The sequence below is a fragment of the Thermoactinomyces intermedius genome, from assembly GCF_013912365.1.
In the GTDB taxonomy this organism is placed as follows: domain Bacteria; phylum Bacillota; class Bacilli; order Thermoactinomycetales; family Thermoactinomycetaceae; genus Thermoactinomyces; species Thermoactinomyces intermedius.
The window spans coordinates 69,347-89,820 of record NZ_JACETT010000033.1 but is presented as its reverse complement, the minus strand read 5'-3'; the positions used below and the strand labels follow the sequence as shown (position 1 = coordinate 89,820).

22 protein-coding genes are annotated in these 20,474 nt (G+C 48.5%); 12 read left to right on the top strand and 10 right to left on the bottom strand.

Features of this window, described 5'->3' with window-relative positions; all coding sequences use genetic code 11:
* The first annotated feature begins 189 nt into the window (after window positions 1–189).
* Window positions 190–1,575: a peptide MFS transporter gene (locus H1R82_RS08045; RefSeq protein ID WP_181730991.1), complete on the top strand. Its 1,386-nt coding sequence runs from the start codon at window positions 190–192 to the stop codon at window positions 1,573–1,575.
* Between the two features lie 36 nt (window positions 1,576–1,611).
* Here the strand turns inward: H1R82_RS08045 and H1R82_RS08040 are convergent, their stop codons facing one another.
* Together H1R82_RS08040 and H1R82_RS08035 are read right to left on the bottom strand one after the other, a co-directional pair.
* Complete coding sequence (locus tag H1R82_RS08040) at window positions 1,612–1,911, bottom strand: AzlD domain-containing protein (protein ID WP_181730992.1); 300 nt, start codon at window positions 1,909–1,911, stop codon at window positions 1,612–1,614.
* On the bottom strand, window positions 1,904–2,620 hold the full coding sequence (locus tag H1R82_RS08035) for an AzlC family ABC transporter permease (RefSeq protein WP_181730993.1): 717 nt from the start codon (window positions 2,618–2,620) through the stop codon (window positions 1,904–1,906). Before H1R82_RS08035 ends, H1R82_RS08040 begins: the two co-directional genes overlap by 8 nt.
* A gap of 235 nt (window positions 2,621–2,855) precedes the next feature.
* On the opposite strand from H1R82_RS08035, the gene H1R82_RS08030 reads away from it, so the two are divergent.
* Window positions 2,856–3,263, top strand: coding sequence for a hypothetical protein (locus H1R82_RS08030; protein ID WP_181730994.1), 408 nt, complete (start codon window positions 2,856–2,858; stop codon window positions 3,261–3,263).
* Window positions 3,264–3,317: 54 nt separating this feature from the next.
* On the opposite strand, the gene cydC is transcribed toward H1R82_RS08030, so the two are convergent.
* The 5 genes from cydC to H1R82_RS08005 all read right to left on the bottom strand — a co-directional run bounded on the left by cydC (window position 3,318) and on the right by H1R82_RS08005 (window position 10,466).
* Window positions 3,318–5,087, bottom strand: coding sequence for a thiol reductant ABC exporter subunit CydC (cydC, locus tag H1R82_RS08025; protein WP_181730995.1), 1,770 nt, complete (start codon window positions 5,085–5,087; stop codon window positions 3,318–3,320).
* A complete protein-coding gene (gene cydD / locus H1R82_RS08020; protein ID WP_181730996.1) occupies window positions 5,084–6,808 on the bottom strand; it encodes a thiol reductant ABC exporter subunit CydD in 1,725 nt (574 codons plus the stop codon). Before cydD ends, cydC begins: the two co-directional genes overlap by 4 nt.
* Window positions 6,808–7,824, bottom strand: coding sequence for a cytochrome d ubiquinol oxidase subunit II (gene cydB, locus H1R82_RS08015; RefSeq protein WP_181730997.1), 1,017 nt, complete (start codon window positions 7,822–7,824; stop codon window positions 6,808–6,810). Before cydB ends, cydD begins: the two co-directional genes overlap by 1 nt.
* A complete protein-coding gene (locus tag H1R82_RS08010; protein WP_181730998.1) occupies window positions 7,808–9,217 on the bottom strand; it encodes a cytochrome ubiquinol oxidase subunit I in 1,410 nt (469 codons plus the stop codon). The genes cydB and H1R82_RS08010 overlap by 17 nt, the downstream gene beginning before the upstream one ends.
* A 553-nt stretch (window positions 9,218–9,770) precedes the next feature.
* The gene (locus H1R82_RS08005; protein ID WP_181730999.1) at window positions 9,771–10,466 is read right to left on the bottom strand and encodes a hypothetical protein; all 696 of its coding nucleotides are present in this window, start codon (window positions 10,464–10,466) and stop codon (window positions 9,771–9,773) included.
* Window positions 10,467–10,624: 158 nt separating this feature from the next.
* Between H1R82_RS08005 and H1R82_RS08000 the strand changes: the two genes are divergently transcribed.
* The 6 genes from H1R82_RS08000 (at window position 10,625) to H1R82_RS14470 (ending at window position 14,030) form a co-directional block, all read left to right on the top strand.
* Window positions 10,625–10,897: an AbrB/MazE/SpoVT family DNA-binding domain-containing protein gene (locus H1R82_RS08000; RefSeq protein WP_181731000.1), complete on the top strand. Its 273-nt coding sequence runs from the start codon at window positions 10,625–10,627 to the stop codon at window positions 10,895–10,897.
* Entirely contained in the window at window positions 10,897–11,226 is a 330-nt protein-coding gene (gene mazF / locus H1R82_RS07995; RefSeq protein ID WP_181731001.1) for an endoribonuclease MazF, read from the top strand. Before H1R82_RS08000 ends, mazF begins: the two co-directional genes overlap by 1 nt.
* Before the next feature lie 229 nt (window positions 11,227–11,455).
* Complete coding sequence (locus H1R82_RS07990) at window positions 11,456–11,629, top strand: hypothetical protein (protein ID WP_156097721.1); 174 nt, start codon at window positions 11,456–11,458, stop codon at window positions 11,627–11,629.
* 86 nt (window positions 11,630–11,715) lie between these two features.
* Complete coding sequence (locus tag H1R82_RS07985) at window positions 11,716–13,425, top strand: coiled-coil domain-containing protein (protein ID WP_181731002.1); 1,710 nt, start codon at window positions 11,716–11,718, stop codon at window positions 13,423–13,425.
* A 132-nt stretch (window positions 13,426–13,557) separates the two neighbouring features.
* On the top strand, window positions 13,558–13,794 hold the full coding sequence (locus H1R82_RS14475; protein ID WP_198058680.1) for an NUDIX domain-containing protein: 237 nt from the start codon (window positions 13,558–13,560) through the stop codon (window positions 13,792–13,794).
* Complete coding sequence (locus H1R82_RS14470; RefSeq protein ID WP_198058679.1) at window positions 13,791–14,030, top strand: NUDIX hydrolase; 240 nt, start codon at window positions 13,791–13,793, stop codon at window positions 14,028–14,030. Before H1R82_RS14475 ends, H1R82_RS14470 begins: the two co-directional genes overlap by 4 nt.
* Before the next feature lie 62 nt (window positions 14,031–14,092).
* Here H1R82_RS14470 and cas6 read toward each other — a convergent pair whose 3' ends face one another.
* Window positions 14,093–14,848 (bottom strand): CRISPR system precrRNA processing endoribonuclease RAMP protein Cas6, encoded by a 756-nt coding sequence (gene cas6, locus H1R82_RS07975; RefSeq protein WP_181731003.1) that lies wholly within the window; start codon window positions 14,846–14,848, stop codon window positions 14,093–14,095.
* Window positions 14,849–15,159: 311 nt separating this feature from the next.
* Here cas6 and H1R82_RS14655 point away from each other — a divergent pair, with 311 nt between their 5' ends.
* The 4 genes from H1R82_RS14655 to H1R82_RS07960 all read left to right on the top strand — a co-directional run bounded on the left by H1R82_RS14655 (window position 15,160) and on the right by H1R82_RS07960 (window position 17,880).
* Complete coding sequence (locus H1R82_RS14655; protein ID WP_255516904.1) at window positions 15,160–15,285, top strand: hypothetical protein; 126 nt, start codon at window positions 15,160–15,162, stop codon at window positions 15,283–15,285.
* 12 nt (window positions 15,286–15,297) lie between these two features.
* Complete coding sequence (locus H1R82_RS07970; RefSeq protein WP_309544806.1) at window positions 15,298–15,687, top strand: SecY-interacting protein Syd; 390 nt, start codon at window positions 15,298–15,300, stop codon at window positions 15,685–15,687.
* Between the two features lie 312 nt (window positions 15,688–15,999).
* Window positions 16,000–16,929, top strand: coding sequence for a hypothetical protein (locus tag H1R82_RS07965; protein ID WP_181731004.1), 930 nt, complete (start codon window positions 16,000–16,002; stop codon window positions 16,927–16,929).
* Window positions 16,930–17,250: 321 nt separating this feature from the next.
* The gene (locus H1R82_RS07960) at window positions 17,251–17,880 is read left to right on the top strand and encodes a tetratricopeptide repeat protein (RefSeq protein ID WP_181731005.1); all 630 of its coding nucleotides are present in this window, start codon (window positions 17,251–17,253) and stop codon (window positions 17,878–17,880) included.
* A 69-nt stretch (window positions 17,881–17,949) separates the two neighbouring features.
* On the opposite strand, the gene sigK is transcribed toward H1R82_RS07960, so the two are convergent.
* Both sigK and H1R82_RS07950 read right to left on the bottom strand, forming a co-directional pair.
* Window positions 17,950–18,663: an RNA polymerase sporulation sigma factor SigK gene (gene sigK, locus H1R82_RS07955; protein ID WP_181731006.1), complete on the bottom strand. Its 714-nt coding sequence runs from the start codon at window positions 18,661–18,663 to the stop codon at window positions 17,950–17,952.
* A 200-nt stretch (window positions 18,664–18,863) separates the two neighbouring features.
* On the bottom strand, window positions 18,864–20,315 hold the full coding sequence (locus tag H1R82_RS07950; protein WP_181731007.1) for a 4-hydroxyphenylacetate 3-hydroxylase family protein: 1,452 nt from the start codon (window positions 20,313–20,315) through the stop codon (window positions 18,864–18,866).
* Window positions 20,316–20,474 lie beyond the last annotated feature (159 nt).

The window sequence follows — 20,474 nt, the reverse complement described above, 5'->3', positions numbered from 1 at the left end:
TTTGACGAACAGAAATATTTCCTTTAAAATTTCTAAATGTAATATTCGATGTTTTTTTATATAATTGTTTCAAAATTTTAACGACAGGCCTTTTTTGTTTCCTGCTGGATTCTTATTTTTTTCCAAAGTATTTCACTTAATCAATCAACCAGACAGGCGATCAGGCAACATACAAGGAGGGATCACCACATGGAAGCAGCAGTGAAAATCGAAGAAACCGTTCGGGAACCGGCATCTGCAAAAAAACATCCTCCCGGACTCAAATTGCTTTTTTTCACGGAAATGTGGGAACGATTCAGTTACTATGGATTGCGGAGTTTGTTGATTTTGTATTTAACCGCCAGTCTGGTCAGCGGCGGTTTGGGATTTGATCCGGCAACCGCATCGATGATTTACGGCTTTTACACCGGCGCTTGTTATTTCACACCGCTTGCCGGTGGCTGGCTGACCGACCATTTCATCGGAAAACGCCTGGCCATCACCATCGGTGGTATCACCATGGCGCTCGGCAACCTGGTCCTGTTTATCAATCAGAGTCAGGCGGCACTGTATATCGGACTGGCGCTGATCATCCTGGGGAACGGTTTCTTTAAACCCAATATCTCCACCCTCTTGGGCGAACTTTACAGCGAACAAGACAAACGACGCGATGCAGCGTTTACGATCTTTTACATGGGCATCAACCTGGGTGCCTTGTTTGCCCCGCTCATTTGCGGTTTTTTGGCCGAGGATTTCTTTAAAACCACCGTCAACGGAGTGGTGCAATACGGCTTTAAATACGCCTTTCTCGCCGCTGCCATCGGAATGATTGCGGGACAATTGGCCTTTAACCTTTTGGGAAAACGCTATTTGGGAAACATCGGGATGAAACCGGCCGGCAAGAAAACGGCCGCCAATCCCAAAGCCAACGAACCATTGACCCAAAAGGAAAAACAACGGACGCTGGCCATCGTCCTCATCACTTGTTTTGTCGTCTTTTTCTGGGCCGGTTTTGAACAAGCGGGAAGCTCCATGACGCTTTACACCCGGGACTTTATCGACCGGACCCTCTTCGGATGGGAAATTCCCATCTCCTGGTTCCAATCGGTCAACCCGTTGTTTATCATTCTGCTGGCCCCCTTGGTTTCCATGATGTGGACCAAACTGGCCAACTCCAAACGGGGAGATTTGCCCGTTCCCATCAAAATGGGGCTGGGAATGGTTCTTTTGGGCACAGGATTTTTGATTCTGATGGCCGCTGTGCTTCAAACCGGCAGTGATGCGGAACACATCACGGTCAAAGCCAACCTGTTGTTTATTGTGTTCACTTATTTGTTCCATACCTTGGGAGAACTTTTCTTGTCTCCGATCGGGCTTTCCCTGGTCAGCCGCATTGCGCCGGTCAAACTGGCTTCCCTTCTCATGGGAGTCTGGCTGGCCAGCACCGGGGTGGCCAATATCTTGGGCGGCCAAATCGCCGCACTGACCACATCGCTCGGCTTTTTGGAGATTTTTGCCGTCATCGGAGGACTGGCCATCTTCTTCGGCCTCTTGTTGATTTCCATCAACCGCATTCTGGTGCGGATGATGGACTGACCGGAAAAAAAGAGGGAACCCAAGTTCCCTCCTTTTTTATCCGCCTTTTAAAATCATGACCGTTAATATCGAACCGGCAATCACCAACAGAACCGGAGCGCGAAAAGCCGCCAACAGGGCAGCGACCAGTCCGCCGATCAGGCCGGTGGAAGGATTTCCGGCATCCACACTTAAGATCCCGGGAAAAATCAAAGCTCCCAGCGCGGCATAAGGAATAAAGCCCAACCAGTCATTCACCCGTTTGGGAAAAGAAAAGCGCCCGATGATGAAAACCGGCAACCATCTCGGAATCAAAGTCACCACAGCCATGCCAAGGATGATCAAAAATTCATTCAACTTTCTCCCCCCGTTTCAGCACCAAACCGGCCAAGCTTCCCAATACGGTTGCCAACACGATGGACCAACCGCTGCTGAAAAACCGGCTGAACAGGTAACAAAGAATCATGGAAAGAACACTGATCAATCCGGTTCTCCAGTTCTTCCGCACGGATGGCACCAACAACCCGATGAACATGGCATATAAAGCAATGGACATGCTTTCCCCGATGACCGGAGGAATAAAATCCCCGAGGAGCGCGCCCAACAGGGTGCCAAAAATCCACGATCCATAGGCGGTAAGCATCAAGCCCGCCAAAAACCCGGGACCGGCTTTTTCTTTATGAAAAGAGGCCAAACTGAATGTTTCATCCGTGATCCAAGAAGACAAAACCCATTTCCATTGATTCGAAACGGAATTCAATCCGTTCATCAGTGACAAACTCATGATAAAATGCCTGAAATTTAAAATAAAAGTTGCCAAAATGATCTCCATTGCCCCCACACCGCCTGCCAACATCGACACGGCCATAAATTGGCTGGCTCCGGCATAAACCATGACACTCATCAGCACCGTGTGATAAAGAGACAGATCCGATTGGGTGGAAATCAGACCGAAAGCAACCGCCACCGGGAGATAACCGATGACGATGGGAACGGACTTGAAGACTCCCTCCGCAAAATCCCGTTTGATTCCCCGCCATGCTACATGCCTCTGATGATTGATCATCTGCTTGTCCAATCCTTTCAATCTGTTTCCATGAAAGTTTTATTATTAGTATATTATAAGATGATATCGAAAAACAGAATTCCATTTGGATCCACACAGGACCATGCCCCAGCCGGTCTGTTGAGCCGCCGGATCCAAATCATTTTTTCATCATGTGATGAATCTCACAAAACCATCAGCTTTTTCATGATAAAATAAAATGTTCACCATCACTGCAAAGAAAGGAGAAGCATTCTTGAACCGGATCATGTTGTTTCTTCATCTCCTGGGAGCCGTCGGCATGGGCTTCTATTTATTGCTGCCCTTCTTTTTGCGCAAGACGTGGTTGCAAAGCCGGGGGGTTCTGCAAGTTTATTACTGGATGAACTTCACCGTCCAATGGATTTTGGTGGCTCAATTCATCACGGGACTCATCATGTATCTTCAAGGGAATTATCCGGTATTGTGGATCATCCTTGTGGCCGTTGTGTTTACCGGTGTGGGCGCATTTGGCGGGATGTTCGGATATTATTGCCGGAAAGTTCCCCCGTCCTTTGAAGAGGACCAAACCGGTTGGCTGAAAAAAGTGCGCATGCATGCCATCCTGACCTCTCTTTGCATGTATCTGATCATCGTGTTGATGAAATTCCCATATGGTTGGTAACATAACAGCCTCCTTGGCCCCGGGCTTGCACCCGGAACACAAAGGAGGCTTTTTTCACCGGCCGGATCTGCCGGCTTCTTCCGGCATCACCGGGCGGTCCAAGTGATATAAACGGCGGTAACGCGGCAAACAGGCAAGCAATTCTTCATGCGGACCGATCATTTCAATCCTTCCGTTTTCAATAAAGACCACTTCATCCATTTTTTCCACTCCCGTCAAATGGTGCGTGATCCAGATCAGGGTTTTTCCGGCGGCAACCTGAAAAATCGTCGCCAGCAAATCCCGTTCCGTCCGGGGATCCAGTCCCACCGTCGGCTCATCCAAAATCATCACGGGCGTGTTTTGCAACAAAATCCGGGCCAATGCAATCCGTTGCCGTTCCCCGCCTGAAAACCGCTCTCCCGTTTCCAGCATCGGGGTGTCATACCCCAAAGGCAGGGATTCGATCAGTGCATCCAGCCGGACTTGCCGGGCCACCTGGCGGACTTCTTCGTCCGTCGCATCCGGTTTGCCCAGCCGGATATTATTGGCCACGGTGGTGTCAAACAAATGCGGCCGCTGGTTTAAAACGGAAATCACTTTTGAAATCTCCCCGCCGAACCGGACGGCCTCCACCCCATTGATGGTCACTTGTCCACGGTCGGGGGCCAACACGCCTTGGATCAGTTTGATGAGGGTCGACTTCCCGGCTCCGCTCCGTCCGATTAACGCCACTTTTTTCCCGTGGGGAATATCCAGGGAAATGTTGTCCACGCTCCATTCATCAGCGCCTTCATACCGATGGCTCACCTTTTTCAACCGGATATCCGCTTTTTGTTTCGCCTTTTGCAACTGTTCTTCCGCAACACCCGGTTCGGTTGATGGAACGACTCCGGATCTTTCAAAACGGTGAATCCGCTTCAGCGAATGGCGGTATTGCGGAATTTTTTCCACGGCTTCGGACACCGGAAGAAACACATCCATCAACGGAAAGACAATCAATGTAAACGCGGCAATCATGGGGGCGGCCAGTTGGCCGTTTTGTGTTTGTCCGCCGGCCCAAGAAACCATGAAAATCACCAGAATTCCGAGCATGCATTGTCCGGCCAGCGTTCTCCACCGCTTCCAGCGCTTTAACCTTCTCTCCTCACCGGCCAACCGGGCTTCATCCGCCTCATGCGATGCGATCAATTCCGCCGTACGCCCGCTGATCACCCAGTCCGAAAGCCCCATGACCGCATCCGTCCACTTCCGGTACAAACGGTTCCGGCTTTTTCGCATGCGTCGCTGCCTCACCTGTGTCATCCAAAGCGAGACAAGCGGCAAAAGAACCACCAGGAAAAACAGATACAAAGCCATCCAAAGGGCAAACGAAAGGTCGAACGTTCCCAAGGCCGCAACGGCCAACCCGTAAATCACCACCGCGGTCACCGTCGGGAAAATCGTCCTCACATACACATCCTGCAATTGTTCGATGTCGTCGGCAAGCGTGCCCAACATATCCCCCGTCCGGTAACGGGAGCGAAGGAAGAGTGCCTGCGGTTCCAAGATCCGGTACAAACGGACACGCATCTTGGCCAATATGCGCAACACCATCTCATGGCTGATCAACCGCTCCGCATAATGGAGCACCGCCCGCCCGATCCCAAACGTCCGGACCAAGACGATCGGCACATAAACCATGAGAATGTTTTCCGGACGAAGCGCCGATTTGGAAATCAAAAAACCAGAAGTAAACATCAGGGCCGCCGCACAACCGGCCGTCAAAATCCCCAATCCAATGACCAGCAAAAACCGCAGGCGGTGAGACCGGAGATAAACGAAAATCCATTGTTCCTTTTTCATGCCAATCCTTCCTTTTGCGCTTGAAACAGCTGATAATACAAGCCTTTTTGCGCCAGCAGCTCCTCATGGGTTCCGGTTTCAACCACTTTCCCCTTGTCCAGCACCAACACCACATCCATGTGCGGCATCCAGTGCAACCGGTGCGTGGCCAGGAAGACGAGTTTGTTTTCAAACAAACGAAGCATCGTTTCTTTCAGTTCATACTCGGTCTCCACGTCTAAATGCGCCGTCGGTTCATCCAACAGCACCACGGGGCGGTCGCATAAAAAAGCCCGGGCCAGCGCCACCCGCTGTTCCTGGCCGCCGCTTAACGATCTGCCGCCGTTTCCGACGATTTGATCCAATCCGCCGGGCAATGTTTGAATCAGTTTGGTGAGGCCGGCGGACGCCGCTGCTTTTTCCACTTCTTCCCGGGTGGCGTCCGGCTTGTAAAACCGGATGTTGTCTTCCAAAGAGGCACTGAACAAATACGGATGTTGCGGGATGTACGTCGTTTGCCCGCGCCATCTTTCTTCCATCAAAGACGAGAGCTTTATTCCGTTGATGCAAACCGAACCGGACTCCGGCCGCTTAAAGCCGGCCAGCACATCAATCAATGTCGATTTGCCGGCTCCGCTCTCCCCGACGATCCCCACCTTTTTCAGCCCCCGGATCGCAAACGACACCTTTTTTAAAGAAGCCGTTCCTTTTTCTTCATGGCGAACCACAAGCGAAGTAAGCGACAAGGTGCTTTCCCCGTCCCAGGCAAACGAAGCAGGGAGCATGGCGGTGACGGGTTCTCCTTTTTGCCCGATGATCCGGAAAATCGCTTCTCCCGCTTCTTTCCCGTCCAATGTGGCGTGGTAATCCGCTCCCACCATCCGGACCGGCAAGAAATACTCCGGCGCCAAAATCAGAATGGCAAGTGCCGTTGCCAACGGCATGTGTCCTTTGATCAGTTGCAGCCCCAGATGCACTGCCACCGAGGCCACGGAAAGCATGGTGAAAAACTCCAGCGCAAACGAGGACAAGAAAGCAACGCGCAGGGTGCGCATGGTGGCTTCCCGGTACTGGTTGCTCACCCTTTCCATCGTGTGGCCGTGCGCCCGGCTCCGCCCGAGGAATTTCAATGTTTCCAGCCCGCGCAGCGAATCGACAAAATGATTGGATAAAACCCGAAACGAGGCCAGCTGTTTTTCTGTATGCTTTTGCGCCGCCAAACCGACCAGAATCAAAAACACGATTAAGACGGGCAGGGTCACGGTCAAAATCAGACCGGAGGTCACATCCAGCGTGTACACATAAACCAGCAGGAGGGCCGGAGTCACGGCAACGGAAATCATACGGGGGAAAAACAGTTCCAAATACGTGCGAAATTGCGTGACGCCTTCCAACACCAGCGTCACCAGGTTCCCCGTCCCTTCCCGTTTGGCAAAGCGCGGTCCGTTTTGCACCAGCTTTTTCAGGAGTTGTTTTCGCACCCCGGCACCCGTCCGCTCCGCAAAGCGGGAGGCTTCTTGATCCGTCAGAAACTGCATCCCGTGGCGCAGAAGGAAAAACAACAAAAACAGTCCCATGGCACCGGCGTGTTCAACCGGCGGCTCCCCGGCAAACAACGACGAAATCACACCGGAAAGCCACTTCGCCGCCAGGATGATCGCGACACTTTGAATGACGGTCATGATGAAAAGCTTCAAGAGGAAGCCCTTCACCCCTTGAAGCTTCAACCAACTGCGGTTCATCAATATTCCAAGTGCTCCTTTTCAGACAATCTTTTGCGGAAAATGTAGTAGTTCCAAATTTGGTACCCCAACACAAAAGGCAACAGCGTCAAAGCCACGATCGTCATCACTTTCAGCGAATACGGCCCCGAAGCCGCGTTATAAACCGTCAGGTTATAAGCTTGGTCGATGGAACTGATCATCACACGGGGGAACATGCCCGTAAAGACCGAGGCAATCGCGAGGGTGATCACCGTGCCCATCATGCCGAAAGCCCAGCCGTCTTTTTTCTTTGAAATCATCGCTCCGGACACCAGGAAAGCCACCGTTCCCAACAGGAACGTCACGGTCAAAATGTTCCCGCGCACGTTAAACAAATCGGTTTTCAGGAAAGTCATGGCCCCAAACGCCACCAGCAGCACGGCCAGCGGAACCAACAGGCGTTTGGCCAATTTCCTTGCCCGTTCCCGTAAATCCCCCGTCGTCTTCAGCGTGGCAAACAGGAGCCCGTGCACGAGGCATAAAACAGTAACCGTCACGCCGCCGGTCACGGTGTACAAGTTTACCATGTCAAACAGCCCGGCATTCAATTCCATTTGACGGTCCACGGGCAACCCCTGGATCAAACCGGCAAACAAAACCCCGAACAAAAACGGCGGCAACAAACTCCCCCAAAAAATCACTTCATCCCAAGTCTTTTTCCACTTTTCGCTGCTTACTTTTCCGCGGAACTCAAAGGAAACGCCCCGTCCGATCAAAGCCAGAAGCACAATCACCAGCGGCAAATAATAACCGCTGAAGAGCGTGGCATACCAGTGCGGAAATGCGGCAAACATCGCACCGCCGGCAGTCAGGAGCCACACCTCATTCGCATCCCAGAACGGGCCGATGGCGTTGATCAAAACCCGGCGTTCTCCATCCGTCCGGGCCAGAAACTTCGTCGACATCCCGATCCCAAAGTCAAATCCCTCCAAAAAGAAGAACCCGACAAAGAGCACGGCCACCAACACAAACCACAATTCATTGAGATACAGCATGGCGTTGTCCCCCCATTTCAAACGGGTCTTCCGACCGGACATCCTCTTCTACGGCTGCATACGGTCCTTTTTTAATGACCCGGACAAACAAGTAAGCCATCACCATCGCCAAGATCGTGTAAATCGCCGTGAAAGCGGTGAGCGAAAACAGCACTTCCCCTGCCGTCACGCCCGGCGAAACACTGTCTGCGGTGGTCATGTGCCCGAAAACCGTCCACGGCTGGCGGCCGATCTCGGTCATGATCCATCCCGAAGTATTGGCGATATGCGGAAGCGAAATGGCAAAGACCATGATACGGTAAAACCACGGTTTCACATCCGGCAGTTTTTTGCGCAAAACCAAGTAAGTTCCGTACATTCCCAACAGGATCATCGCCACGCCGGCCCCCACCATGATCCGGAAGCTCCAGAACGTGGTTCTCACCGGCGGAATATAATCTCCCTCTCCATACGTCTGCTCATATTTTTGCTGCAGTTCCTTTATGCCCTCCACCGAGCCGGAGAACTTGCTGTAAGTCAAATAGCTGAGCAGATACGGAATTTTAAATTCATATTTATTCTCCATCGTTTCCGGATTGATGACGGCAAAAACCGTCCACGGCGCAGGATCTTCACTGGTCTCCCACAACCCTTCACTGGCCGCCATTTTCATGGGCTGGGTATGCATCAGGTACTGCGCTTGCTGATGTCCGAATATTGCCACCAGGAAAGATGAGATGAGTGCAACGACAATTCCGATGTGAAAAGATTTTTTAAAGAATGGGACATCTTGTTTTTTAAGCAGTTTGTAAGCACTGACCCCGGTCACCAAAAACGCCCCGGTTGCCAACGCCCCGAGCACCGTGTGCGGGAACTCCACCCACAATTGCCCGTTTGTGATCAGGGCGAGAAAATCGTTCATTTCAGCGCGGCCTTGATTGATGGTAAACCCGACCGGATGTTGCATGAACGAGTTGGCCGCCAAAATCCAAAACGCCGACAGCGTCGTCCCGATAAACACCAGCCAGATGCAAGCCAAATGCAACTTCTTGGACAGCCGGTCCCAACCAAAAATCCAAAGCCCGATAAACGTCGACTCCATAAAGAAAGCCAACAACGCTTCAATGGCAAGTGGCGCACCAAACACATCCCCGACAAACCGGGAGTAATCCGACCAGTTCATCCCAAACTGAAACTCCTGGATGATCCCGGTCACCACACCGACGGCAAAATTGATCAAAAACAGCTTTCCCCAAAACTTTGCCATTTTTTTGTACTCTTCTTTGCCTTTGACAACGTACATCGTCTCCATCACGGCAATCAAAAACACCAAACCGATGGACAATGGCACAAAGATAAAGTGATAAATCGTCGTCACGGCAAATTGAATTCGTGACAAAGTGAGCAAATCCATTTGCTTCTCTCCACCTTTCCCGCCAATTTGCCAATCACGTTGGCTTTAATCCTTCTCACCTTTATTATGGCATGAAGCGCTGCCAATTTTTGCGGGCGAGTATGGCTTTTTTGTGAAAAAAATCACATAATCACCCAAAGAATAAATCCAGTTTTACAGCCCGGAATTCAAGTGAATATCCTGATTTGAAATCATACATCCCCCATAATCCTTTTCCGGATGAAAACGCACGAGAATGATCATTCATTAACAAAATGAAATATCAGGAAAGCGAAAGAACAACATAGAAAAAACCTTCTCATCACCGGAGAAGGTGGAAACCGTTTCTCTGCTTCATATTCCGGTCATAGGTTCTCATGGACATCACGTTTATCGGTGTCCACCACGTAAACGATCGGCAGCAAATCTCGAGTTTTGAATCCCTTACAGGAAATATTTCTTAGTTACGTATACAAAACAGTCCGTATGCACAAGTATACTTATTTTCAATCTTTACAATGGGGAAACACACAAAAGAGATATAATATTTTTGATATTTAATCTCTTTCTCGTCTCAAAACATTGCTATTTTTTTACTCAGGAAATTAGCTATCTGGACTAAGTCATGGTAAAATAGACCAGAACTTATTTCTTTATTGTTTTCTTTTATTATGATTTCGCCTGAAGGAATTTTAATATATAATTCTCTGCTTTGTTCAACTGAGCTTTTTTCCTTTTCAATAAACAATTCCTCGGCTCTTGCAGCAGCAACTGACTGTTTGGCCTCAACAATACTATTTTTCGCTTCTTGCTTCTCCTTTTCGGAAGTAGAACAATCCACTCCTGTGTGATCTTCTTCTCTATTTTCACTCAGATTGTTTTTCAGCAATGACTTCAATGGTCTCTGTTTTGCCAACATTTTTTCGATTTTTGCTTTTGTACCGGGGTGATTCGTTGTACCAATAGTGATAGAAAGTAGATTTTCTTCCCTCAAGTCAAAAGGATCCTCATTTACATGAATAACAGCCGTATTACGATCATCTCCCGCAATAACACGATGCATCATACAGAGGGGGGAGTCGCTTGTTTTTCCGGATTTTGTATTTATAATACAAAATTTGCCGCCAGGCCGATGGACCCTCCATCTCCCTGGAAAAGCGTCAATTTTTTCAAAATTGTGAGTATCAATGTACACGAACTTTTTTTCGTCGTGATAATAGCAAACAATTTCAGTCAGTCCACACTCTAAATGACGATACTCATTTTCCATTTTTTTACTCCTCCTTTATCTATGTTTATACACCATCCTGATTTGGAAATCCTTCAAAACAATGGAGATTTTACTTTACAAATATTCAGACTGACAGATGCATAATCCAACCACATTGTAGATACAATGTGTATACAAGACATCCCGGAGGTGATAAAATGAAAGAGAAAGAATATCAAGGAGGAATCCTGAGGATGACGACACAAGTCCGGAAATGGGGAAACAGCTTGGCCATTCGGATCCCCAGTCATATTGCCGAGATGCTGTCCATCAAGCAAGGCTCCGAATTGGAAATGAAAGTGGAAAACCAAGAGATCAAGTTGGTTCCAAAGAAGAAAAAACCCACATTGGATGAACTTCTGGCCAAAGTCACGCCGGAAAACCGCCATGAAGAAATTCAGCTTGGAACCGAAGGGAATGAGCTCATTTAATGGCCGTACCGGATCGTGGGGATCTTGTTTATGTCAGCTTCCATCCGCAAGCCGGGCATGAACAGGCCGGAAGACGCCCCGCCATTGTCTTATCCCCCCAATCATTCAACGCAGTGACCAAATTCGCTGTGGTCTGCCCCATTACCAGCAAAGAAAAAGGCTACCCGTTTGAAGTGAAATTGCCCGACGGTCTGCCCATTCAAGGCGTCATTCTGGCGGACCAAGTCAAAAGCCTGGATTGGCGGGCACGGCAATTTATGATCAAAGGCCGGGCACCCGAAAACGTGGTTGCCGATTGCATTGAATTAATCCATACGTTTTTGTCATAACCGGTAAGAAAAGCCTGTTCTTTTTCTCTCAAGCCAATTTAACAAATGAAATTATCGCGAGACGATCTCAAGGATGGTCTCTTATTTTTTGGCTAAAAAACCGGTTGAAATGCTCCCCCGGGTTGTTTACAACTGCACCTCTGTTTCAAGCAGGAAAAGAACATGACGGATCGAATATTCTCTCCGATATAACAACATTTCATTTTAAATATAGAAGGAGATGACGCTGATGAAAAAGAATTTTGGTTGGAATGTCAAAGCAAAACCGCTGCCCAAACAGAATTATTTCACCCGATCGGATTTAAACCCGCGGGGATGGGTGAATGCCAAAAAGGGCGAAAATTTGACCGGCTGGACTAATCATGAGAACTGGAATGGGTCTCCTTGGTTAAAGGAACGGTAATTCTTTGATATGGTAATAGAGGGAAGAATATTTATACATATGAGGTGATCTTTGATATGCCCTCTGTAACCAGTATGAGGAATGCGATGTTATGGGAGAATGAGACATGGCAACGGAAACACACAAAGGAAATCGCCGCGCTCCGGGAACGGGACCCTTCCCGCTTTACCAAAATCAAGGGCGAATTTTACTGTTTCGGTTGCTGGAAGCGCTACATCCAAGAGCACGCAACGCCGCCTTCGCGCTCAGAGCTTCCCAAAGTGAGCCATTATCACTTTAAAAAAAGCAAAGAACATCATTTCCGGCTCCGCCCCAATCAAAAACACATCCCCGGATGCGTTTTCCGGGACGCCGGCTATCTTCGCGAAGTGGCCCAAAGGCACGGATTAACCGTTCTCCATGATCAAGTGATTTGTCTGCCGGACTTGGAAAAAAGCCTGCGTTTGGACACACCGGCCCGTTCCCCGGAATCCAAACCGGCTGCCGGCAAAACTGATAGACGGTCTTTTCTGTTTCAAGAACTGTTTGACGGGATGCAGGACGATTGGGTTCACCAACGGGTTCAAGCGGACGGAAAAACCACCGATTTGGGGCAAATCTTGTACTCTCATGAATCGGCACACCAGGCAACCGGCCAATCCGCCATCATCACCGGTGTGGTGCAAAACCTCTCGTTGAACCGGCACCACGGCGTGGAACTGACTTTGGGTCCTGAAGGGAATTTCAAGGTCACGGTTTCCCCGGGGCACCTGTATGACCGGGATTTCCTCTCCCCGCTTTTGGGAAGAAAAATTGCGATCTACGGCAAGGTAACCCAAACAGAAGCTCAGCCTCCCGGAATGGAACTGATCTCCATGGAGAAGCAATTGGTTTTTTTGGATCTGGACGAAAAACCTTTTCCCGCGTTTGATCTTCCGAAGATCAAAGATCAACGCTTGCACGACACCATCCATCAGGTGCTGTCCCGTTACCACGCCCAACCGCTGGCACCAGAGGATTTCCCTTTCCGGTTTCAAACCGGACTGATTCAGCAACGCGAAGAACAACGGGAGCAACTGGAAGAAAAATATGATCGACTGAAGCAGCAAGCCGAAGACTTGCAACAACAACAAACCGATTTATTGCAACAACAATCTGAATATGAGGAACAGAAAGAGAAATATGCACAAGAGAAAAGCACCAAAGAAGCGGTTGAAAACCAGCTGAAAAAAGAAATCCGGCAACTCAGCGGATTTTTCAAACGCCTGTTTCGTTCCGGCAAACTGAAACAAAAGCAACAGGAACTCATCGCCGTCCAAACGGAACTCCAATACTTGACGCGCCAAATTTACGAAACCCGATCCAAAATCCAGAAGCTGGCCGATGAACAAAAAAAGATCCATCGGGAAATGGAAACGCTGAAGGCGGAGATGGAAAAAATCCAATCGGAAATGGAATCCGTGAAAAGCTCGCTGGGTCTGTTGCGTCAACATGATGAACTCGTCCGCTCTTGGCAAAAGGTCGCAAATCATGCTGAGCACTCATATCTCTTTTCATCCCATATCCGTGGCTTTCATCTTTGCCTGAACATCTCGCGGGACCCGGACAATGCCCGTTTTGTTCATGTGCAATCCTGCCTTCAGCCTTATGAAAGCGAAGGAACCGAAAAACGGTTGATGCAACCCTTCGCAAAACAAGAAATCCATCTCGAACCGGATCTTCTCAAACCATATGGAAAACTGTTCAATCAATTGAAAGCATGGATTGCCAGCCAAACCGAAAACCTTGAGGGGGAAATGGCCACCACCCCCGTATAACCCAAAAAAGCCGGGCTTTGTACAGCCTGGCTTTTTTCTATGCGTGACCAATCAGCGCGTCTGTTTCAATTTTCAGTAAATGATTGGTATGATGGAAGCAAAAATATCTTCATTCCGGAAACGGAGGTTTTTATGATAGGTAGAAAAGATTATTACCATGCACCGGATGCACCAAAGCCCAATTCGATCGTTCCGGCGGCTTCCGCCGTTGTCTTGAATCACGATGGAAAGATCTTGCTGCACAAGCGAAAAGACAACGCCTTGTGGTCCCTCCCGGGAGGAGCCATGGAACTGGGGGAATCCATTGAAGAAACCATTATTCGCGAAGTCAAAGAGGAAACCGGATTGGATATCAAGGTGAAAAATTGATCGGGATTTATACAGATCCGGGCCATCGCATCGCTTATGATGACGGCGAGGTCCGGCAACAGTTTTCCATTTGCTTTGAATGCAAAGTTACTGGCGGAGAATTGTCCGTAAGTGAAGAATCTCATCAAGTCGGCTTTTTCGGTGTTGAAGAAATTGAACAACTGGATATGCACCCTGCGCAAAGAGTCCGGATCAACGATCATCTTAAGCAACAGGACAGGGCATTCATTCGATAAATTGAACCCCGGCCGACATCTGCCAGGGTTTTTTAATTTCCATCCTCTTCATGAGGTGTCCTCTATTCTTTTGAGGAAACTCCAAACAGCTCTTGCTTTTCTTCCAACGGTTTCAGGAGCGTTTGCCCCAACCCCCAAGCAGTTTTGTAACCAAATCCCATGAGAGCACCGTATGCCATCAACTGCCAAATCCAATGTTGTTCTTCTTTTTCCAATGCCTTCATACTCATGGCCATTTTACCTTTGAATCCAACGAGGTTAAATTTCCCGAAAGATACCCGCTGCGTCAAGACGGACAAATACTCGACCCGGATTTTCCGGATTAACGATTCCAGTTCTCCCCACTCCGTTTCTTTCCCGGTACAAAGTTGATATGCCTTGGCAGCACTCGAAAAAAGGCGCTTCAGTTCCGGAAGCGGATAATAATTTCCCCGTTGATAAAAGGTTGTCGGAGTCAAAAAGTGCAAGGTGAAACCGGGTGAAAACGTTTCTGAAATCCGGGCGGGAGAAAAAGTTTGGCAACGATGTCCTACAATTACCCCCTTCCAGTCGATCAGATCCATTTCCGCCCCGGCCCGCAGCTGGCGCTGAAGACAGGAAACAACATTGGGATCCGGGGTATTGACCCACACCTCCCCTTTTTGCGGCATCAATCTTGTCGAAAAAGCCTGCCGCTCCTTCCGGTCATGCAAATGCTGTGACAATGCGGGCGATTCCTGCTGAATCGATCGCAGGATAAATGCATGAAACCGCTTGGACAAACCCCCGACGCCATCGCCTTCGTAAGATGTATTTACTTTGAAGCGCAACCGGTACATGTCGTCCTCCTTATTTTTTTGTCTGTGTGTCTGAGTCTCTTTACCGTAACGGGCCGCTGCTTAAGCACCTTCAATTTGGACAATTCCGTTTAAAAAGGCTATTCTCTTTTCCTTTTCCCTCCCGATATAAGCACCATTTTGTTTAAGGTATACAGCATGGGCGATGGTGCTTATGATCTTGGTATCACTCCAATGACAAAAGATGAACTGCAACTTGTCAAGACCAATATGCATGAATGGGTCAATCATACGGCGGAAGACAGGGATGGTGGTTGGAGATGGAAGATTTGTATGAAGGATGATATTTCATCATGGATATGAAAGAAGCAATGAAAGCCTATTTTGCAAGACGCAAGGCGGCATATGATCAGGGGGCAGCCTTTTTATTCAAAACGCCCCGTCTGGCGGAAGTTGGCCTTTTGATTTATGAAGGTTAAGAAGAGGGCTGTATTTCTTGGAAGCCGGTGGAGAAACACACCATTTCCGACTTCACGGAACTGGAAAATCAACTCGGGGTTGTTTTCCACCCTTCCATCACACTATATTTTAACAGCTACTGGTTTGCCGAACTCGACGGATTTATAGAAAATCACTACATCCAACCGGAGCCGGTGTTGCCCCGGATCGAATTGAGCGGTTTTGCATATATACAAAAAGGTTACAAAGAAAATCACCCTCAATTGGAACACATCCCGTTGGGAATGGAAGAACACGGCCAGATCGTGGTGGTGAACAAACAACACGGAACCGTCCGATGGGAAGACTTCGAGCGTAAATCATTTTCGTTTTTAGCTGTTGATATCCCTTCGCTCATTTCCCGGTTGAGACTGCGAGAATAAAAGACTCGTTTTATTCAGGCCTGAGGAATGGCTCAGGCTTTTTTATTGGCATTTTCCCCATTTAATCTTTACAGATTTTATTCATGCTTTATATAATTCTATAGAAACAGAATTTTTCATACAGAGGGGACTAATTTTTTATTATCCTAAAATCCTTCGAGAAAAAGGGCTATCTCAGCAATCCGCAAGGCGGTTTGTCGATTAAAAAATTAAATGCGAGTGGTATAATGCCAAGTTTCATACCTTTGATGACCGTGCGACACGAAATCATGGTGGAAGGGGGTCCCCTTTGCGATAAAGGAGAGGTTTTCGTTGAAAAAGTATGTATTCACAGCCATTTTGTTGTTTTTGTTCAGCATCGTTGTAGGATTTCTTTTGGGAACCAACTTATGGTTCATCAAAGATCACATCCCAAAGGCTGAGGCCGTCATCGTTGTTTCTCTTTTGAACATCTGCTTCACCCTGCTTGCTTTGGTGGCCATGCTTGTCCGGATGCATCATGAAAACCAAAAGCCCGATTCAGTTTCCGCCGGAAAGCACAGATCCTCTGTCCGGGATCAAATCTTGGAAAAGCGGATGAGATTGTATCAGGAACTCATCATGAAAATAAAAAAGTACCAAAAATACTATTTTGATCTTCTCTCCACTCCCAATTACAGTGAAGAGAAATTTAACGAAAAGAAAAGTTTCCAGAAGTATGATGAGCTGCACAAATGGTTGAAGCAATTCCATGACCAAAACAAATTGTTTCTCAGCAAAGACATGAGCGACCTGATTTATTACTATCTCATCGCAGCCAATCTTGACCCGGAGGATGACCATCACTTGTATTCAGCCCATGCGGTTTATCATCAGATTGTTCAGTTTACGGCCCATCCCCGTACGGTCAAAAAAATACATAAAGCTCATCCATCCTGGTCTCCGGATTATATCAAGAACATCGGACAAGATCCTTTGACATTTGGCCATCTCATAAAAGAGCTGCCGGAAAAATGGATCCAAAAACGATTCAAATCGGACCTTGGCCAAAAACAAAACCGGATCGCCCTGTCCATTCTGCATTTCATCGGGCACTTAACCGAATCGGACGGGTACAAACTGCAGTCGGATCTGGCATATTTCAAACGGCTGAATCAACTCAGCTTTCATTTGACCCAATTGATCAGCAACGAATTAAATCTGGAATCCCTTGAGGAAGAGATCAATATTTTTTCAAAAACCAACCCCATGGTGCCATCCTGACCGGTGAAAAGTTCATTGGATCCGAATGGCGGAAACCATCCGGATCCATAAAAGTATGAACATTTCCATTTGGTTACTAAAGTCCCTTTCTTTTTTCATTTTTTCAGTTTATACTTTTCTTATCATTTTGTTTGATACAATCAAGTTTTAACAAAAGGACTCTGTGAAACGACGGGTTTCAGGTTTTTCGCTCTTTCTCTTTACATACCGGATCCACACAATCATGGAACTTCCGGAAAACCGGATTGAACCGGAAAAATCCGGAAAAGCACCAGTTTCACGAGTCCCCACATGATCGTTCAAGCTTGGGAGTGAAAATGCATGAGTCAAAATGAAAACCAGAATCCATCCAGCGAACAAAACGCGCAAGTAATTGACCTGAGCAAAAAGCGGGAGCAACTCGGCGCCGACGAAGGAATCAAATGGTTGCGCCGGGCGGCTCACTCCGGAGACATTTGGTCGATGACCGAGTTGGCTTATCTTATGTTGACCGGCACAAAAGTGGCGCAAGATTTGGAAGAGGGCGAAAAATGGCTGAGAAAAGCAGCGGATGCCGGCGACCGGTGGGCCATGATGGAATTGGGTTACCGTTTGTTGGTTGGTGAAGGGCTGGCCAAAGATGCCGAAGAAGGAGAAAGGTGGCTGCGAAAGTCAGCGGAAGCCAACTATCCGGTGGCCATGAGAATCTTGGGTTACCGTTTGCTTGAAGGAGACGGATTGGAGAAAAACCCCGAGGAAGGGGAAATGTGGCTGAGAAGAGCCGCAGAAGCCGGAGAATCCGTGGCCATGAGGGTTTTGGGTTACCGTTTGTTGAATGGACAAGGTCTGGAGCAAAATATCGAAGAAGGAGAAATCTGGCTGCAAAAAGCGGCGGAAGCCGGAGAAGTCATCGCCATGCGTGAATGGGGAAACTATTTGATTCACGGCCTCTCCAACCCACCGAAAAATTAAGGGTTTGAACAGCCGGCAGATCTTTCCCGAAACCAACGGGCAAGATCTGCTTTTTCTTCTTCCATCGTTTTATCTTGATTCCACCTTCCGGTCATTGCGGTAAAACTCATGAAACAGCTTGATCAACGCCCTTTTTTCAATCCGGGATACATAAGAACGGGAAATCCCCAGCTCCTTTGCAATCTCCCGCTGTGTCTTTTCTTTTTCACCCCCCAGCCCGAATCTCGCCCGGATCACCTCTTGTTCCCGGTGATCGAGTATATGAATGTGCTGATAAATATTGCGCCGTTCAATCTGCATCTCCACTTGTTTGACCACATCATCCGCTCTCGTTCCGAGAATATCAATCAATGTGATTTCATTTCCCTCTTTGTCCGTTCCAATGGGGTCATGCAAGGAAACATCTTTCCGGGACTTTTTTAATGAACGCAAATACATCAGAATTTCATTTTCCACACACCGTGCCGCATAAGTCGCCAATTTTGTCCCTTTTCCCATCTGATACGATTCAATCGCTTTAATCAAACCAATCGTTCCGATCGAAATCAAATCTTCATTGTCTTCTCCCGTATTTTCAAACTTTTTCACAATATGTGCAACCAGACGCAGGTTATGCTCAATCAGCTTATTGCGCGCTTTGGTGTCTCCCCGGGCCATCGCTTTTAATGCTTTTTCCTCTTCTTCCGATGAAAGCGGATGGGGAAAGGCATTATTTTTAATATACGAGACAAACGCAATGATCTCTTTCACCATGAAAGCCATCACCGTCAACATACCGGGCAATCTGTGACACCTCCATCCCACTGGTCAAAAGCCCATTCATCATCACCATATGCCCGACCGGGGCCGGGGGTGAATCTCATTTTTCAATTCATCCTTTTTATTTATATGCGGCATGGGCTTGGTTAAGCCGGATAGGGAAAAAACAAAAAAACCAGGGACAACAATCCCCTGTTTTTTCAAACCGCCGGATTGAAGCGGTCTCACGGCCCGTCGCTCCTTTTGATTCCTGCCAACTGCCACACCGGGTCAATTAAGCTTTTTTTATCATATTCCAAGTATTGGCGGGCATACATCCGCACGGGATCCCCGGAGTGGAAACGTTCATAAAGCTCTTGTCTGGAACCCAACGGACTGCCGATCAAGTCCCAGGACAATTTGAACAGCCGGATCCGGCTGTCGGCATCAATGTTCGCCCCGCGATAATATTTGCGGATCAACCGGGCCGGACCCTCCTCGATTCGTTCCGCTTTGGAAGGCAACTGCATCAATCCCCCGGCACCAATTTGCTGCAAAATTTCAATGGCCCGCGGATAATATCCCGCTCCCAAGTTCCTGGCGGTTTCAACCGGTGTCCAATCGGGAAGCCATGTTCCAAACGCATACGGACGGGCCCTTGCTTCTGAAGCCTCCAAAAGGGCTTTGACCGTTTCGATTTGAATCACCAATTCCCCCAATTTCTTCTGCACATGCAGATACCGGTCGGCTCCGATCGCATCCGCTGTCGCAAAAGCAACTCCGGTCACAAATTCAAGCTTCACCAGCAAGCGGATGACGGTGGTGTGATGCGCCAGGCTGTTTGCCGTCTCATCCGTCCGCAATTTCCAAACCGCTTCCGGATGGTCGTGCAATAAAACGCGTTCCCACGGAACAAACGCATCGTCAAACAATAAAACGGCATCCATCTCGTCATACCGGGAACTGAGCGGGTGATCGGTGATTTGCCCGGACGAAAACGATTCCCGGCACACCATGTGAAGCCCCGGCGTGTTGGCCGGGACAATCATCACATGCGCATGTTCCAAATCCCCGTCATGAATACGGTGAAAAGGATAAACCAAGAAATCGTGAGCATAGGGAGCAGCGGTGGCAATCATCTTGTCCCCTCTCAAAATCACCCCGTCCCGCGTCTTTTTGACAATGCGCAACACGTTATCCCGATCGGTTTGCGCAGACGGCCCCTTGGAACGGTCTATCTGCGGGTCCAACAGGACGGTCGTGACAAACCGGTGATGATCCCTGGCTTCTTCATAATATTTTTCGATTTTCTCCGCAAACCGCGGATCAAACGCCTGATACCTTTTCCGGGCCGCGTACCAGCCGGTGACCAGCGAACGGGCGTACTCCGAAAGCCGGCTCATCACTCCGTGCGTCATCCGGCCCCAAATTTCAAAAGCGCGGGTGCGCCGCTTCAGATCTTCCGCGCTTGAGGGTAACAAATAAGCATAATGTACATAAGCCCCGGTTTTGGGGCTTCGGAATCCGACGTGTTCCTGAATCTTGGGGTCATCGAGTGTGTCAAACAGGCGCTTCAATGTGTTGAGTGTGCCTTGAAAAGCCGGGTGGCCGGCGATCTTGTCCACCCGCTCCCCATCCAACCAAACCGCCCGTCCGTCCTGTAAGCTCTTGATAAACTGTTCGCCCAATCCGGTCATTCGTCTTCTCCTCCCCCATCCAAAAAGCTTGCGTGCAAAGGACGTCCGGCAAATTGAAATGATGGCAACCGGTTGTTTTCAAACAGACAGAGCACTGCCGGAGTTTTTTTGACATGAAAGACGTTTCGGGAGGTTTTCCATCTCCCGAAATGCCGGATA

What these genes read in the sequence shown, in the direction of transcription:
- H1R82_RS14475 (WP_198058680.1), top strand. Translation starts at nt 13,558, where the DNA reads ATGATAGGTAGAAAAGATTATTACCATGCACCGGATGCACCAAAGCCC.
- H1R82_RS07985 (WP_181731002.1), top strand. Translation starts at nt 11,716, where the DNA reads ATGTTATGGGAGAATGAGACATGGCAACGGAAACACACAAAGGAAATC.
- H1R82_RS07950 (WP_181731007.1), bottom strand. Translation starts at nt 20,315, where the DNA reads ATGACCGGATTGGGCGAACAGTTTATCAAGAGCTTACAGGACGGACGG.
- cas6 (WP_181731003.1), bottom strand. Translation starts at nt 14,848, where the DNA reads ATGTACCGGTTGCGCTTCAAAGTAAATACATCTTACGAAGGCGATGGC.
- mazF (WP_181731001.1), top strand. Translation starts at nt 10,897, where the DNA reads ATGGCCGTACCGGATCGTGGGGATCTTGTTTATGTCAGCTTCCATCCG.
- H1R82_RS07990 (WP_156097721.1), top strand. Translation starts at nt 11,456, where the DNA reads ATGAAAAAGAATTTTGGTTGGAATGTCAAAGCAAAACCGCTGCCCAAA.
- cydB (WP_181730997.1), bottom strand. Translation starts at nt 7,824, where the DNA reads ATGCTGTATCTCAATGAATTGTGGTTTGTGTTGGTGGCCGTGCTCTTT.
- H1R82_RS08010 (WP_181730998.1), bottom strand. Translation starts at nt 9,217, where the DNA reads ATGGATTTGCTCACTTTGTCACGAATTCAATTTGCCGTGACGACGATT.
- H1R82_RS08045 (WP_181730991.1), top strand. Translation starts at nt 190, where the DNA reads ATGGAAGCAGCAGTGAAAATCGAAGAAACCGTTCGGGAACCGGCATCT.
- H1R82_RS08005 (WP_181730999.1), bottom strand. Translation starts at nt 10,466, where the DNA reads ATGGAAAATGAGTATCGTCATTTAGAGTGTGGACTGACTGAAATTGTT.
- H1R82_RS08035 (WP_181730993.1), bottom strand. Translation starts at nt 2,620, where the DNA reads ATGATCAATCATCAGAGGCATGTAGCATGGCGGGGAATCAAACGGGAT.
- H1R82_RS08000 (WP_181731000.1), top strand. Translation starts at nt 10,625, where the DNA reads ATGAAAGAGAAAGAATATCAAGGAGGAATCCTGAGGATGACGACACAA.
- H1R82_RS07960 (WP_181731005.1), top strand. Translation starts at nt 17,251, where the DNA reads ATGAGTCAAAATGAAAACCAGAATCCATCCAGCGAACAAAACGCGCAA.
- cydD (WP_181730996.1), bottom strand. Translation starts at nt 6,808, where the DNA reads ATGAACCGCAGTTGGTTGAAGCTTCAAGGGGTGAAGGGCTTCCTCTTG.
- H1R82_RS14655 (WP_255516904.1), top strand. Translation starts at nt 15,160, where the DNA reads ATGGATATGAAAGAAGCAATGAAAGCCTATTTTGCAAGACGCAAGGCG.
- cydC (WP_181730995.1), bottom strand. Translation starts at nt 5,087, where the DNA reads ATGAAAAAGGAACAATGGATTTTCGTTTATCTCCGGTCTCACCGCCTG.